We start from the raw sequence: 13,945 nt of genomic DNA on the forward strand, positions 1-13,945 counted from the left end.
GCACGACGGCGCCGCTCCCCACGTGCTGGAGCGGCGCCGTCGTGCTGTATTGCGGATGGCGCCCTAACCGCGCCGGGCCCGGTCCGCGGCGGGCTGCAGGAACTTCTCCTCCACCGGTGACGTGCCGCTGGCCCGGCGGGCCCGGAAATAGGCGCGGGCTTCGTCCTGCCGCTGCTTCTCCGCTCCCGTGGCGACGGCGGACCGCACGTGCTCGTCCTCGTAACCGAAAGCGTCCACCAGGTCCAGGGCATGCGGCCGGATCCGGGCCAGGAGCCGGTTGATGTAGCCGCCCACCGTCCGGGCGCGCTGCATGGAGAGCCTGCCGTTCATGAGGTACCAGGCCAGGTTCTTTTCGATGAGTGAGAGGCCGAACAGGTCCCGCAGCCAGGTCAGGACAACTTTTGTGCCGGCGTCGTCCATCTCGCGAAGCGCTTCCGTGAAGGCTTCCCACTGCAGCAGTTCCGCATGCGCCTGGGCCGCTTCGATGAGCTCGTTCTGGTGCCGGTTGAACACTGCGGCGCCTTCCGGCTGGGAAAGCCGGGCTGCACCCTTCAGCTCCGAGGCAACCTCTGCCACCATGGTCTGGACGCGGTCCGTCAGGAGTGCGCGCTGGCCTTCCTCGTCCCGCAGCGCGATCGCTGCCCTCTGCACCGATCCGGTGTCGGCCATGAACTGTGCCACCTGGCGCAGGCCCGTGCGGTGCAGTGCCGCACCTGTGGCCTGTCCCACCACGTAGCGGGCCAGCACTCCGAAGTCCACATTGCGGAACTCCTTGGCGTAATCCGCCAGCAACCGCTTGGCCACCAGCTGGAGCAGGATGGTGTTGTCGCCCTCAAAGGTGGCATAGATGTCCAGGTCGGCACGCAGGGAGGCGAAGCGGTTCTCGATCAGGAAGCCGGCCCCGCCGCAGGTCTCGCGGCATTCCTGCAGCGTGTCCAGGGCATGCCAGGTGCTTAGTGGCTTGAGGGCAGCGGCCAGGGTCTCCAGGTCCTGGCGGTCCTCGTCAGTGTCGTGGGCTCCGGAAAAGACGTCGTCGAACTTTGCCAGGAGCTGTTCGTGTGCGAACCCGGCCGCATAGGTGGTGGCGAGGCGGGTCAGCAGGCGCCGCTGGTGCCGCTGGTAGTCCAGCAGGACTTCCTCGTCCGTGGCGGACGAAGCGTTGAACTGGCGACGCTCGCTGCCATACTGGATGGCCGCCTTAAGCGCCACTTTGGAGGCGGCCACTGCGGCGCCGTCCAGTGAGACCCGTCCCTGGACCAGTGTTCCCAGCATGGTGAAGAACCTGCGTCCGGGACTGGCAATCGGCGAGCTGTACGTGCCGTCCGGGGCGACGTCCCCGTACCGGTTGAGCAGGTTGGTCCGCGGGATACGGACACGGGTGAAGTGCAGCCGGCCGTTGTCGATGCCGTTGAGTCCACCCTTGATGCCGTCGTCCTCGCCGCCAATGCCCGGCAGGAAGGCCCGGGTCTGCGGATCCCGGAGGTCCACGTAGAAGGCATGCACACCGTGGTTCACTCCCTTGGTCACCAGCTGGGCAAAAACCACGGCGGCCAGGCCGTCCACGGCTGCGTTGCCGATATAGTCTTTCCACGCCGCGCGGAACGGGGTATGGATTTCGAACTCTTTGGTGTCCTGGTCATATGTAGCGGTGGTGGCAATGCTGGCCACGTCGGAACCATGCCCGGTCTCGGTCATGGCAAAGCACCCGGGGATCTCCATGGCCATGATGCCCGGCAGCCACTTGGCGTGGTGTTCAGCCGTTCCCAGATGCAGGACTGCCGACCCGAACAGGCCCCACTGCACACCCGCTTTGATCTGCAGGGACGGGTCCGCCACCACCAGCTCCTCGAAGCCGGCAACGTTGCCGCCGTGGTCATCGGTGCCGCCGAACTCCGCCGGGAAGGCGCGGTGGACGGCGTTGTTGTCCACCAGGTACATCAGCTGCCCGGTCACGCGTTTCCGGTGATCCGTGTGTGTCAGGCCCTCGATTTTCCGCAGTTCCGGGCGTGCGGCCAGGCTGCGGGCCTGCAGGCGGACGTCCGCCCAACGGCCCAGAAGCTGCCTGCCCAGGGCTTCCACGTTGACGGCGGCCTGTTCGCCGCGTCCTCCTGCGGCTGGCCCGGGCAGCGTCGCCTGGTCACGGCGCTGGTTCCCGCGCGCGGCGCGGTCCGCGAGTTCAGTCATGTCCATGTCCTTCGTTGGTGCTGACAGATTGTTTGGTGCTGGAAAGTTGCCTTGTGCCGGACTGGCTGAGTTCAGGAGCGATCCCTACGCACAGCCACGCCGTAATATGCCGCGCCATGACTTCCTGGCCCGGCTTGGCGGGCGAGTCCGGTGTGTTCAGCCATTGTTCGCCGGCGTTGCGGACCAGCCCGATCGCTGCCTTGGGCCAGTAACCGATGACAGTTTCGTTGCCGCCTCCCAGGTGCGAGCGCATCGGGGTGGCGATCATTTCCGCCACGGCCTCGAAGAAGTGCCCCAAGGCGCCGGAGTCCGTTGCGGAGGCGGAGGACCCGTCCGCTTCGGGGGTCCCCTGGCGGGTGACGAACGTATAGACGCTGGGACTGGTGGCGGCCATCTGGAGGTAGGCGCCCACCATGGCCAGCAGGCCTTCACGCGGTGTCTGTGCGGTCTGCGCTGCCTCCCGGATCCGGCGTTGCATCTGGTCCAGGACAACCTCGCCCACCGCCTGCTGGAGTCCGGCCTTATCGCCGAAATACCGGTAAAACACGGACTTTGACGTTCCCGCCGCGCCCGCGATTTCCTCCATGGATGCGTCGCTGCCCAAAGCATGGACGGCCCGGCGTGCGGACTTGATCAGCTCGCGCCGCCGCTCCTCACGGTGCGTCTGCCAGCGGGAGGACCGCCCGTCCATGGCCGCGCCGGAGGAGCGGGAAATTGCTGGATCCTGGATGTTCACGATACCCAGCGTATCAGGTACGCTGGGTATCGGTAATCGTTGATCAGAGGAGATCCAATGCCCGTTGAAGGACAGCCCACCGCCGAAGCCGCTGCGCCGGACGCCCGGCCCGTTGCCCCTTCCGCCCGGAAAGCGGTGGTCATCGGAGCCAACCGCGTCCCGTTCGCGCGGTCCGGCGGCGCATACGCCAAATCATCCAACCTGGACATGCTCACCGCGGCGCTGGACGGTCTCATTGCCCGGTTTGGCCTGCAGGACGAGCGGATCGGGGAGGTTGCCGCCGGCGCCGTGCTCAAGCACTCCAGGGACTTCAACCTCACCCGCGAGGCAGTCCTGGCTTCGGCACTGTCTCCCGAAACCCCCGCCTACGACCTCCAGCAGGCGTGCGCCACCGGACTGGAAACAGTGGTAGGCCTCTCCAACAAGATCAAGCTGGGCCAGATCGATTCGGCCATTGCCGGCGGCGTGGACTCAGCCTCCGACGCCCCCATCGTGGTGAGCGAGGGACTCCGGGAGGTAGTCCTGGACCTGAGCCGTGCCAAGACGCTTGGCCAGCGATTGCAGGCCATTAGCCGGCTGCGTCCCAGGGACCTTGCTCCGCTGGCCCCCGGCACGGCAGAGCCCCGTACCGGCCTCTCCATGGGCGAGCACCAGGCCCTGACCACGGCGCAGTGGAAGATCACGCGGGAGGCCCAGGACGAACTGGCCTACAACAGCCACCGCAACCTGGCCGCGGCCTATGAATCGGGTTTCTTTGACGACCTCATCACGCCGTATCGCGGCCTGGCCAGGGACGGCAACCTGCGCGCAGACACGTCCCTGGAGAAACTGGCCACCCTCAAACCCGTCTTCGGCCGGAACCTCGGCATGGATGCCACCATGACGGCAGGAAATTCAACTCCGCTGACAGACGGTGCGTCCGCTGTCCTGCTGGGCTCCGAAGAATGGGCCGACTCCCACGACCTGCCCAAGCTCGCGGCGGTTGTGGACGCGGAAGCCGCAGCAGTGGACTTCGTGCATGGCAAGGACGGCCTCCTCATGGCGCCCGTCTTCGCCGTACCCCGTCTTCTGGCCCGCCACGGGCTCACGCTGGACGACATCGACTACTTCGAAATCCACGAGGCCTTCGCCGCCACTGTACTCAGCACCCTGGCAGCCTGGGAGGACGATGAGTTCTGCCGCACCCGCCTGGGACTGGAGGGCGCCCTCGGCAGCATCGACAGGAGCCGCCTGAACGTGAACGGCTCCTCCCTGGCCGCCGGCCACCCCTTCGCAGCCACCGGCGGAAGGATCGTCGGATCTCTGGCCAAGACGCTGCACGCCAAAGCGTCCGACGGCGGCCGTCCCGTCCGCGGCCTGGTGTCAGTTTGCGCCGCGGGCGGCCAGGGCGTGGCCGCTATCCTCGAATCACTCTAGGGAGGCAGCCATGACGGACACCTACGCACAACTGGTCAGCAAGGGCCCGGCGAAAAAGATCGCCCGGAAGCTGGGCCTTCCGCAGCCGGCCGCCCTTCGCCGCTACGAGCCCGGGCAGCCGCTGCTCACCGGCCCCGTGCTGGTGCAGGGCAGCTCATCCGGTGCCGACGAACTTGCCGCGGCCCTGCTCGGCTGGGACCTGGACGTCCGGCGCCACGCGGTGCCGCGGGAGAAGCTCGCCGCAATCGTCCTGGTCCTGGATACCATTTCCAGCCCGGAGGATCTTGAAGCGCCGGTTCTGGCGGCAGCGGCTTCATTGCGGGACCTCGCGCCCGGCGGCCGCGTCATCACAGTCTCCCGGCCGGCGTCGGACGGTGTATCGCCGGCCGCCGCTGCCGCGCGCCAGGGCCTGGAGGGACTGCTCCGGTCCCTGGCCAAAGAACTCCGGGCAGGTGCCACCGGCAACGGAGTCCTCCTGGCGGGAGACGTTGCTCCAGCCAGTCCAGGTGCACTGGCTGCCCTGCGGTTCTTTCTTTCCGGCAGATCTGCCTTTGTCGACGGCCAGCTCCTGACCGTCAGCACCGGCGACGGCGCGGTCCCTGGAAATTTCGACAAACCGCTCGCCGGAAAGACCGCCGTGGTCACCGGAGCCGCGCGGGGCATCGGCGCTGCAATTGCCCGGACGCTGCACCGGGACGGCGCGAACCTGGTCCTGGTGGACGTCCCCGCCGCCGGCGACCATCTCGCCGCTGTGGCCAACGAGGTCCGTGGAACCGCGCTGCAGCTGGACATCAGCATTGAGGACGCCGGGCAACGGATCATCAGCCACGCCCTGCAGCGCCACGGAAGCCTGGACATCATGGTGCATAACGCCGGCATCACCCGGGACAAGCTCCTGGCCAACATGGACCACGCCCGCTGGAGCTCCGTGATCAACATCAACATTGCGTCCCAGCTGCGCATCAACGATGCCATTCTCGCCGATGACCGGCTCGGTAAGGCGCCCCGGATCGTCTCTGTGGCGTCCACCAGCGGCATCGCCGGAAACCGCGGACAAACGAACTATGCGGCGTCCAAGGCAGGCGTCGTGGGGATGGTGAGGGCCACCGCGCCGCTGGCGGCAGCGGCAGGGGGCGGGGTGAACGCCGTGGCCCCGGGCTTCATCGAAACCGACATGACGGCCCGGATTCCCTTCGCCGTCCGGGAAGTAGCCCGGCGCCTGAACTCGCTGCAGCAGGGTGGCCTGCCGGTGGACGTGGCAGAAGCAATCGCATTCCTGTCCAGCGACGCGGCCAGCGGCATCAACGGCCAGGTACTGCGGGTGTGCGGACAGAATCTGGTGGGCGCATGACCGCGCCGCAGCCGGTGATTTTGGGCGAGATGCCCTCGCTGTCCAAACTTTATGTCAATGCTGCAGCCCAGGCCGCGCGCCGGCGCCTGCTGGGGACCCACGATTCCGCCGACCTTCCCGGCGCCGGCCACGAGGTGCGGGACGTCACGGTGGATGTTGCCACCCTCACCGCCTACCAGCACCTGGTGGGCGAGACGGCGAGCGACGTCCTTCCCGCCGGCTTCATCCACGCCCTGGCGTTCCCGGTGGCCATGAGCGTGATGAACCGCGATGACTTCCCGCTGCCGCTTCTGGGCATGATTCACCTGCGCAATACGGTCGAGCAGCGCTCTTCGGTGCTGTTCACCGACGTCCTGGATATTGCGGCGTCGGTGTCCCACCTTCGGGGCCACCGGGCCGGAACCCAAGTGGATGTCGTCACCGAGGTGAGGCTGGCCGGAACAGCCGAGCCCTGCTGGCGGGGCGTCTCCACCTACCTTGCCAAAGGGGTGTTCCTGCCGGGCATCGACAAACCAACGGTTCATGTACCACGGCAGGACTTTTCGGCGCCGGACCCTACGGCAGTGTGGCAGCTCGGGGTGGACACCGGCCGCGCCTACGCCGCGGTGTCCGGGGATTTCAATCCCATCCACCTCAGTTCCCTTTCAGCGAAGGCGCTGGGCATGCGGCGTTCCATTGCCCACGGCATGTACCTTGCCTCCAGGGCGCTGGCAGATGTCGGCCCGGCGCGCGGCGAATCTTTCGTGTGGGACGTCACATTTGACGCCCCCGTCTTCCTGCCGGGCCGGGTGGCGCTGGAAATCAACACCGCACAAGGCAGTACCGGGAGCTGGGAGCGGTCGGACTTCGTGGCCTGGAACCCGCGGTCCGGCCGAAGGCACTTTAGCGGATCCGTGGCAGCGCTCTAAGCGGCAGACTGGGCCTCATCCGGGGCCTGCAGCGCGCGCAGGATGCGGTGCAGGCTCAGGATGATCGATTCGGAGGCCGGTACCCCACGTTCATCCGGCGCGCGCTCGGCGGTGGCAGCCACGCAGGCTTCCACCGCCGCCAATGCGGTCTTGTAGGACTCGCGGTGCATCTGCCCGTCCGGTTCGTTGTAGGCCTTAAGCAGTCCGCCGGTCGCGGACATGGCGTGGGCCAGGGGATCAGTGTCCTGCTGCGGCAGGACGTATGGAACATCACTTTCCCAAATCACGTCCGAGAGGACGTCAGTGATGTCCTGGATGTGGAAGGTGACCCGCTCCAGCTCGCGAAGGTTGCGGTAGTCACGGTCGATGTCGCGCGGGTGCAGCTTTCGGCGCGGATTGGCCCTGCGGCTGGCGTCCGCCTCTTTGACCAGGTGCCGCACGGACCTTGCGGCGGCGGAAAGATCGTCCGAGCGGCGGGACCAGTCCTCATGTTCCGGCGGCCATTTTTCCTTGACGGCCTCCGCCATATCCGTCAGCTGGGTCCCAAGGGCAACGCGCAGCTCTTCGATGCTCGCGGCGGCAGCCTCGAGGTGGAGCGGGGGGAAGATCAGGAAGTTGACGGCGATTCCCACCACCACCCCTACGCCCATCTGCACGAGGTAGCCGAACGAGTAGTCGTCGGCATTGTTGCCGCCGACCAGCAAAACCAGAAGCGCCGCCGTCGGAATCCAGTCGCTGCCGGAGCCGATCTTCGGCAGGCCTCCAAGGAGTACCCCGACGCCCATGAAAACCGCCACGGTTAACGGAGACGGATCGGTAATGTTCACCAGCAGGAAGGCAAGGCCAATGCCCATGGACAGGCCCACCAGAGTTTGTACGCCCTGCCGGACCGAGCCCGCGACGTTGTGGTACATCGCCACAAGGGCGCCCAGGGGGGCGTAGTACGGGTATTCGGCAGCCGAGCCCGGCATGAACGGCGCTACGGCAAACGCGATGCCCGCCGCTATGGCAGCCTTGGCAGCAAGCTGAAGGCGCTGGGCGGCAAAAGCCGCCGAAAGCCCGGCCAGCGACTTTTTCAGGAGCCAGGCAGTCCGGGCCTCCCGGTGCGCATCAGGCTGCGGCACCGTGGCCTGCTGCCACTTCTTCGCCCGGCCCGACCGGTCCCGGCGGAGTTCCGTTGCCGAAAGGACGCCCGCCCAGCGACTCGCGTCCGTGGTCCTCGAGCCAGCCCGACAGGTCAGGCCCCGCGGGCACGATCCCGGTGGGGTTGATGTCCTCGTGGACGATGTAATAGTGCTGCTTGATCTGCACAAAATCGATGGTGTCCCCAAAGCCCGGGGTCTGGAACAGGTCGCGGGCGTAGGCCCAAAGAGCAGGCATCTCGGCAATCTTCTGCCGGTTGCACTTGAAATGGCCGTGGTAGACGGCGTCGAACCTGGCCAGCGTGGTGAACAGCCGAACGTCCGCTTCCGTGATGGTGTCGCCTACAAGGTACCGCTGCCGGGACAGGCGGTCCTCGAGCCAGTCAAGCGCGGTCCAGAGACGGGCGTAGGCGGCGTCGTAAGCCTCCTGCGAGCCGGCGAATCCGCAACGGTACACGCCGTTGTTGACCTCCGTGAAAACCCGCCGGTTGACCTGGTCGATCTCCTCCCTGAGGTGTGCCGGGTAGAGGTCCGGGGCGCCCGGCCGGTGGAACTCCGTCCACTCCGTAGCGAAATCCAGGGTGATCCGGGGGAAGTTGTTGGTGACCACGGCTCCGCTGGGGACATCCACGATGGCGGGAACGGTGATACCCCGCGGATAGCCCGGGAAACGCCGGAAGTATGCGTCCTGAAGGCGTTCGATGCGCAGGACCGGATCCACTCCGCCGGGGTCAAGGTCGAAAGTCCAGGACCGGGCATCGTGGGTGGGCCCGGGCTGGCCCAGCGAGATGGCGTTTTCGAGTCCCAACAGGCGGCGGACAATGACGGCGCGGTTGGCCCAGGGGCAAGCCCGCGCAGCCACCAGCCGGTAACGGCCTGCTTCCACCGGCCAGCCGGGTTCGCCGTTATCGCCGGGCCTGCCGTCACGGGTGATCCGGTCCTCTATGTAATTGGTGTCCCGGGTGAACTCTGCACCGCCGGTGACATAGGCTCCACGCGTGCTGTATTCCCCTGGTGATGCTGCGGTTTCCTGCCGGGTAATTTCGCTCTGCTGGTTCATGCCCCCAGCCTATGTGCCGCCCGGCACGATCAGCGATACCTGCTGCCAGACTGTCAGCCAGGCAGCGGCCACCACGCCGCTGAACAGGAGAATCCAGATAAAGGACGGGATGGCCGTGGCGCGAAAGAGCAGGTAGGCGTCCGAAGTCGCCAGCCTGTCCCGCCGGCGGAGGTGTACGTGCACTAGCTTGGCGAGGTCCCTGACGGCTGCAACCAGCAGCGCCAGGCCAAGGACAACCACTATGTGGCCCTGAAACGGTGCCGGCACCAGCGTGACCAGCCCCGCGCAGGTGGCAATGGCGCCAGCGGTGATGAGGAACCCGGCCAGGTTGCGCAGGAAAACGAGAGAGGCCGCCAGCAGCAGCGCCGAAACGGCGACCGCAGCGGGAGCCCATCCATTCAGTCCCGCCCAGACCAGGGCCGCGCCCGCGACGGCCGGCACCGGGTAGCCCCAGAAACACGACCATGTGGCCGCAATCCTGCTGCGGCTGTAGGTGGTCGTGGTCCCGGAGTGGTCCAGGCGCAAACGTATGCCGGACAGCCGCTGGCCCGAGGTAAGCGCCGCAAACGCATGTCCCAGCTCATGCGTAACCGTGGCGAGGAGGCCGAAATAGCGCCACGAACGCCGGGGGACCGCCAGGCCGGCCGCCGCGGCCACAACCATCAGCAGCTGGATCAGGCTGACAGCTGGAGGTTCGGTCCGGGACAGCAGGTCCGCCCCCTGAGCTAAAAGATTGCCGTAATCGTTCACTGGAGCCTTTCGCCAGGACCGGAGTAACTCACGGGCATGGTCCAAACGTGACGGTTAAAGCCGAAAGGCACGCCGCAAGGCGGGCGTGCCTTTACCCGAAACGGGCGGCAAGCGGCGGGCAAATGCCCGCCAGGTTCAGAACGTCAGCCTTCGCACTCGGTGCAGTAGCTGTGGCCGTTCTTCTGCTTGGCGATCTGGGAGCGGTGGCGTACCAGGAAGCAGGAGTAGCAGGTGAACTCGTCCTCGGCCTGCGGGATGACCTGTACTACAAGCTCTTCGGCAACGAATTCGCCGCCGGGAACGCCGGCACCGTCCAGTCCGTCCGCCTCATCGAGTTCCAGGACAACGCTGCGGGCATCCGGAGCGTTGGCAGACTGGAGCTGCTCGAGGGAGTTGTCCTGCGATTCCTTGACGTCGGAACGCAGCTCATCATAATCGGTTGCCACTTTGGGTGCTTCTCTTTTCTTTGGTTCGTCTGTCGCGTATGAAACGTACAGCATCAAGCTGGTATTCCCCAAGAGGCGCAGCATATTCGTCCCCGGTATGGGTAGGGAGGCAAGAGAAGCACGACGGCGGCGGAGCGTCCGAGCGCCGTCCATCGTAAGTGGAGACCGGGGCACCGCCCGGGCCTCCCATGCACCTGGGGGGAGCCTCTTGAACCAGCTCACGGCGGAATTTGGCGGCGCGCGCCGCGTAGGCACGGGCGTTGGGCCGGTTTTGGAGAAGTTCAGCGGCGTTCGGAGGATTGCAGTCCTGCGGGGCGGGGGACTGGGCGACCTGATGTACGCCCTGCCTGCGGTAAGTGCCCTGGCGGCGGCCTACCCTGAGGCGGAAATCACATTACTCGGCACCCCCATCCACCAGGAGGTGCTGGCCGTAACGGACAGCCCCGTGACCGGGGTAGAGGTCCTGCCGTATGCCGTGGGAGTGCGGCCGGGCGAGGAGGACCCGGCAGCCGTGGAAGCTTTCTTCAGGCGGATGGCGGGCTTGGACCTGGACCTTGCTGTACAGCTGCATGGCGGGGGACGTTACTCGAACCCCTTTCTGCTCCAGCTGGGCGCGCGGCACACCGTGGGCACGAGGACCCCGGATGCGGCGCACCTGGAGCGCAGTGTTCCGTACCTCTACTACCAGCACGAACCGCTGCGCGCCCTTGAGGTGGCAGGGTTCGCCGGCGCCTATCCCTGCGACCTCGAGGCCCGGCTGGCGCCCGCGGGCCAAAAGGCGGACAACCTTCCATCCGACGACGGCGCCAGCGCACCCCTGGTGGTAATTCATCCGGGAGCAACGGATCCCCGGCGCCGCTGGCCGGCCTCGCGGTTTGCTGACCTCGCGCGCGCGTGCGCGGCCGAGGGCTTCCGGGTTGATGTGGTGGGGGACCGCAGCGAACTGTCCCTGGCGGAGGACATCGTCGCGGGAGCCGGATCCAGCGGCGTCCGGTCCGTGGCGGGATCCCTGGACATGGAGCAGCTCGTCGTTTTACTGTCCTCGGCTTCGGTGGTTGTTGGCAATGACAGCGGCCCACGGCATCTCGCCCAGGCCCTTGGTGTTCCGACGGTGGGCATCTACTGGGCAGGCAACATCATCAACGCGGGTGCGCTCGGACGAAGCCTGCACCGGCTGCATGCGTCCTGGGTGACTGTCTGCCCCGTCTGCGGCATCGACGTCACGCAGGTGGGATGGACGGCACCGCGTTGCCCGCACGATGAATCCCTCGTGGCCGGGATACCGGTGGAAGGTGTCCTCGATGATGTCCGCAGCCTTGCCGCGACTGGCGGAACCGGGTGGCAGGTTTGACCGCCGCCGGGGCGGGAACCGAGGCAGCGGGTGTTGCGGCTTTGTCCGGCCACCGGCCGGAACTGCTCGTGCTTCGCGCATTGAAGCTGGGGGATCTGCTGGTGGCCGTGCCGGCCCTGAAAGGACTCCGGCGGGCCTTCCCCGAACACCGGCTTTTGTACGCCGCGCAGGGATGGCTTGCGGAGGCACTGGACCTGGTGGGCGGCTATGAACTGCTGCCTACGCAAGGGCTGGAGCAGCCCTTGGCCAAGGAACCCGGCGCCGTGGATGTTGCCGTCAACCTGCATGGCGGCGGACCGGAGAGCCGGGCGAGGATCGACGCCCTAAAGGCGAAGCGCACCATCGCTCATGCGGGCCCCAAGCATGAAGGACCTCCGTGGCGGGACGATCTGCACGAGCGCGAACGCTGGGTACGGTTGCTCGAGTGGCACGGAATTGCTGCCGATCCTGCGGACGTGGGAATCGCCCGTCCCCAGGAAGCCGGTCCGGCTCCGGGCGCAGCCGTCCTGCACGTCGGCGCGGCATATGGGAGCCGGCTGTGGCCCGCCGGAAGGTTCGCGGAGGTGGCATCGGTGCTCGCCGCTGCGGGCCACCGGGTGGTCTTTACCGGAGGATCGGCAGAAGCGGCGCGGGCGGTGGAGGTGTGCCGGCTGGCCGGGCTTCCGGCCGAAGCCGTGCTGGCCGGACGGCTGGGGCTTGCCGCCTTTGCCGCGGCTGTGGCGGAAGCCTCGGTCGTCGTCTCCGCTGATACGGGTGCCGCACACCTGGCTTCGGCGTACGGGACGCCGTCCGTGGTCCTGTTCGGGCCGGCGCCGCCGGAAATCTGGGGACCTCCGCCGGGCCCCCACGTGGTACTCACGCGCCCGGAGCTTCGGCGCGGTGATGCTTTTGCTGCCGACCCTGACCCTGCCTTGCTGGGCGTCCAGGTCTCCGACGTGCTGGCAGCGCTGCGGGGACTCGGCGTACTCTGAGAGGCAATGGTCGTTAAAAGCCGAACACCCCGGTCCAAAGACCGGGGTGTTCCCTGATGAATCAATTCATCTTTTGTGCGCGGAGGGGGACTTGAACCCCCACCCCCTTTCGAGGACTAGCACCTCAAGCTAGCGCGTCTGCCATTCCGCCACCCGCGCAGGTGGTATTTCGGGAAGCGTTCCCGCTTTTCAGCGTTTCGCGCCTCTCCGAAGCAGCGAGAAAAACTCTAACACGAACTTTCCGGAAACATGGAATCGGCCCTCTTGGGTAGTCTGGGGGCAGCAATCCAGCCGGTGACGTTGCCCATCAAAAGGAGTTCGCATGCCTGACATCCTGCCCGAGGACGAGGTCGTCCGGATTTGCCAGGAACTCATCCGGATCGACACTTCCAACTATGGAGACGGCTCGGGTCCGGGGGAGCGGGCGGCTGCTGAATATACGGCCGGGCTGATCGCGGAGGTCGGCATGGAGGCCGAGATCTTCGAATCGGCACCCGGCCGGGCCAATGTTGTCACCAGGCTGGAAGGGCAGGATCCTTCCGCCAGCGCCCTGGTGGTGCACGGCCATCTCGACGTTGTCCCCGCGTTGCGTGACCAGTGGTCCGTCGATCCGTTCGGCGCGGAACTCAAGGACGGCCTGATCTGGGGCCGCGGCGCCGTGGACATGAAGGACATGGATGCGATGATCCTCTCCGTCCTGCGCAGTTTCGTCCGGTCCGGCACAAAGCCGAAGCGGGACATCATCTTTGCGTTCTTCGCGGACGAGGAAGCCGGCGGCGCTTATGGCGCGCGCTACGCCGTGGAGAAGCGCCCCGAACTCTTCGACGGTGCCACCGAAGCGATCTCGGAGGTCGGCGGTTTCTCCGCCACCATCGGAGGCCAGCGGACTTACCTCCTGCAGACGGCCGAGAAGGGCATTTCCTGGCTGCGCCTCGTAGCCCATGGCCGGGCTGGGCATGGCTCCCAGATCAGCACGGACAACGCCGTTACCCGGCTCGCGGCAGCGGTCACCCGCATCGGCGAGTATCAGTGGCCCATCGAACTGACTCCCACCACGCGGCAGTTCCTGGACGGGGTGACGGAACTCACGGGAGTGGAGTTCGACGCCGGTAATCCGGACCTCCTGCTGGACCAGCTGGGTACGGTGGCCAGGTTCGTCGGAGCCACCTTGCAGAACACCACCAACCCCACGCTTCTAAAGGGCGGCTACAAGCACAACGTCATTCCGGAGTCGGCTGAGGCGCTGATCGACTGCCGCACCCTCCCGGGCCAGCAGGAACAGGTGTTGGAGATTGTGCGTACCCTGGCCGGTGCCGGAGTGGACGTCAGCTATGTGCACCAGGACGTGTCGCTTGAAGTGCCGTTTGCAGGCAACCTGGTCGACGCCATGATCGATGCCCTTCACTCCGAGGACCCCGGCGCGAAGGTGCTGCCGTACACGCTCTCCGGCGGTACGGACAACAAGTCATTAAGCCGCCTGGGCATCACGGGTTATGGCTTCGCACCGCTGATGCTGCCGGACGACCTGGATTTCACCGGCATGTTCCACGGCGTGGATGAGCGCGTACCGGCCGACAGCCTGAAGTTCGGCGCACGGGTACTGAACACGCTGCTGACGAACTACTGACGG

12 protein-coding genes and 1 tRNA gene are annotated in these 13,945 nt (G+C 66.6%); 6 read left to right on the forward strand and 7 right to left on the reverse strand.

The window, feature by feature from the left end; genetic code table 11:
• Positions 1 to 63 precede the first annotated feature (63 nt).
• On the reverse strand, positions 64 to 2,184 hold the full coding sequence (locus ACIQCM_RS01275; protein ID WP_400603812.1) for an acyl-CoA dehydrogenase: 2,121 nt from the start codon (positions 2,182 to 2,184) through the stop codon (positions 64 to 66).
• Positions 2,177 to 2,875, reverse strand: a complete 699-nt coding sequence (locus tag ACIQCM_RS01280; RefSeq protein WP_400604295.1) for a TetR family transcriptional regulator — start codon at positions 2,873 to 2,875, stop codon at positions 2,177 to 2,179. Before ACIQCM_RS01280 ends, ACIQCM_RS01275 begins: the two co-directional genes overlap by 8 nt.
• A gap of 102 nt (positions 2,876 to 2,977) precedes the next feature.
• Here ACIQCM_RS01280 and ACIQCM_RS01285 point away from each other — a divergent pair, with 102 nt between their 5' ends.
• The 3 genes from ACIQCM_RS01285 to ACIQCM_RS01295 are packed head-to-tail and all read left to right on the forward strand — an operon-like array spanning position 2,978 to position 6,595.
• Positions 2,978 to 4,336, forward strand: coding sequence for an acetyl-CoA C-acetyltransferase (locus ACIQCM_RS01285; protein ID WP_400603810.1), 1,359 nt, complete (start codon positions 2,978 to 2,980; stop codon positions 4,334 to 4,336).
• A gap of 10 nt (positions 4,337 to 4,346) precedes the next feature.
• The gene (locus tag ACIQCM_RS01290; RefSeq protein ID WP_400603808.1) at positions 4,347 to 5,687 is read left to right on the forward strand and encodes a 3-oxoacyl-ACP reductase; all 1,341 of its coding nucleotides are present in this window, start codon (positions 4,347 to 4,349) and stop codon (positions 5,685 to 5,687) included.
• Entirely contained in the window at positions 5,684 to 6,595 is a 912-nt protein-coding gene (locus ACIQCM_RS01295; RefSeq protein WP_400603807.1) for a MaoC family dehydratase, read from the forward strand. The genes ACIQCM_RS01290 and ACIQCM_RS01295 overlap by 4 nt, the downstream gene beginning before the upstream one ends.
• On the opposite strand, the gene ACIQCM_RS01300 is transcribed toward ACIQCM_RS01295, so the two are convergent.
• The 4 genes from ACIQCM_RS01300 to ACIQCM_RS01315 form a co-directional block, all read right to left on the reverse strand.
• Positions 6,592 to 7,662, reverse strand: a complete 1,071-nt coding sequence (locus ACIQCM_RS01300) for an aromatic acid exporter family protein (protein ID WP_400604293.1) — start codon at positions 7,660 to 7,662, stop codon at positions 6,592 to 6,594. The genes ACIQCM_RS01295 and ACIQCM_RS01300 overlap by 4 nt on opposite strands.
• 43 nt (positions 7,663 to 7,705) lie before the next feature.
• Positions 7,706 to 8,797, reverse strand: a complete 1,092-nt coding sequence (locus ACIQCM_RS01305) for a glutathione S-transferase family protein (RefSeq protein ID WP_400603805.1) — start codon at positions 8,795 to 8,797, stop codon at positions 7,706 to 7,708.
• 9 nt (positions 8,798 to 8,806) lie between these two features.
• On the reverse strand, positions 8,807 to 9,547 hold the full coding sequence (locus ACIQCM_RS01310; protein ID WP_400603804.1) for a M50 family metallopeptidase: 741 nt from the start codon (positions 9,545 to 9,547) through the stop codon (positions 8,807 to 8,809).
• 143 nt (positions 9,548 to 9,690) lie between these two features.
• Complete coding sequence (locus tag ACIQCM_RS01315) at positions 9,691 to 9,993, reverse strand: DUF4193 domain-containing protein (protein WP_377215857.1); 303 nt, start codon at positions 9,991 to 9,993, stop codon at positions 9,691 to 9,693.
• A 208-nt stretch (positions 9,994 to 10,201) separates the two neighbouring features.
• Here ACIQCM_RS01315 and ACIQCM_RS01320 point away from each other — a divergent pair, with 208 nt between their 5' ends.
• Together ACIQCM_RS01320 and ACIQCM_RS01325 are read left to right on the forward strand one after the other, a co-directional pair.
• Complete coding sequence (locus tag ACIQCM_RS01320; protein WP_400603803.1) at positions 10,202 to 11,344, forward strand: glycosyltransferase family 9 protein; 1,143 nt, start codon at positions 10,202 to 10,204, stop codon at positions 11,342 to 11,344.
• A complete protein-coding gene (locus ACIQCM_RS01325) occupies positions 11,341 to 12,315 on the forward strand; it encodes a glycosyltransferase family 9 protein (RefSeq protein ID WP_400604291.1) in 975 nt (324 codons plus the stop codon). The genes ACIQCM_RS01320 and ACIQCM_RS01325 overlap by 4 nt, the downstream gene beginning before the upstream one ends.
• Positions 12,316 to 12,391: 76 nt before the next feature.
• Here ACIQCM_RS01325 and ACIQCM_RS01330 read toward each other — a convergent pair.
• A tRNA-Leu gene (locus ACIQCM_RS01330) sits at positions 12,392 to 12,474 on the reverse strand.
• A gap of 163 nt (positions 12,475 to 12,637) precedes the next feature.
• Here ACIQCM_RS01330 and ACIQCM_RS01335 point away from each other — a divergent pair.
• Positions 12,638 to 13,942 (forward strand): M20/M25/M40 family metallo-hydrolase, encoded by a 1,305-nt coding sequence (locus tag ACIQCM_RS01335; protein WP_400603801.1) that lies wholly within the window; start codon positions 12,638 to 12,640, stop codon positions 13,940 to 13,942.
• The last annotated feature ends 3 nt before the right edge of the window (positions 13,943 to 13,945 follow it).

This window comes from Pseudarthrobacter sp. NPDC092439 (assembly GCF_044754945.1).
Classification (GTDB): Bacteria; Actinomycetota; Actinomycetes; order Actinomycetales; family Micrococcaceae; genus Arthrobacter.

What these genes read in the sequence shown, in the direction of transcription:
- ACIQCM_RS01275 (WP_400603812.1), bottom strand. Translation starts at nt 2,184, where the DNA reads ATGACTGAACTCGCGGACCGCGCCGCGCGCGGGAACCAGCGCCGTGAC.
- ACIQCM_RS01280 (WP_400604295.1), bottom strand. Translation starts at nt 2,875, where the DNA reads ATGGACGGGCGGTCCTCCCGCTGGCAGACGCACCGTGAGGAGCGGCGG.
- ACIQCM_RS01285 (WP_400603810.1), top strand. Translation starts at nt 2,978, where the DNA reads ATGCCCGTTGAAGGACAGCCCACCGCCGAAGCCGCTGCGCCGGACGCC.
- ACIQCM_RS01290 (WP_400603808.1), top strand. Translation starts at nt 4,347, where the DNA reads ATGACGGACACCTACGCACAACTGGTCAGCAAGGGCCCGGCGAAAAAG.
- ACIQCM_RS01295 (WP_400603807.1), top strand. Translation starts at nt 5,684, where the DNA reads ATGACCGCGCCGCAGCCGGTGATTTTGGGCGAGATGCCCTCGCTGTCC.
- ACIQCM_RS01305 (WP_400603805.1), bottom strand. Translation starts at nt 8,797, where the DNA reads ATGAACCAGCAGAGCGAAATTACCCGGCAGGAAACCGCAGCATCACCA.
- ACIQCM_RS01335 (WP_400603801.1), top strand. Translation starts at nt 12,638, where the DNA reads ATGCCTGACATCCTGCCCGAGGACGAGGTCGTCCGGATTTGCCAGGAA.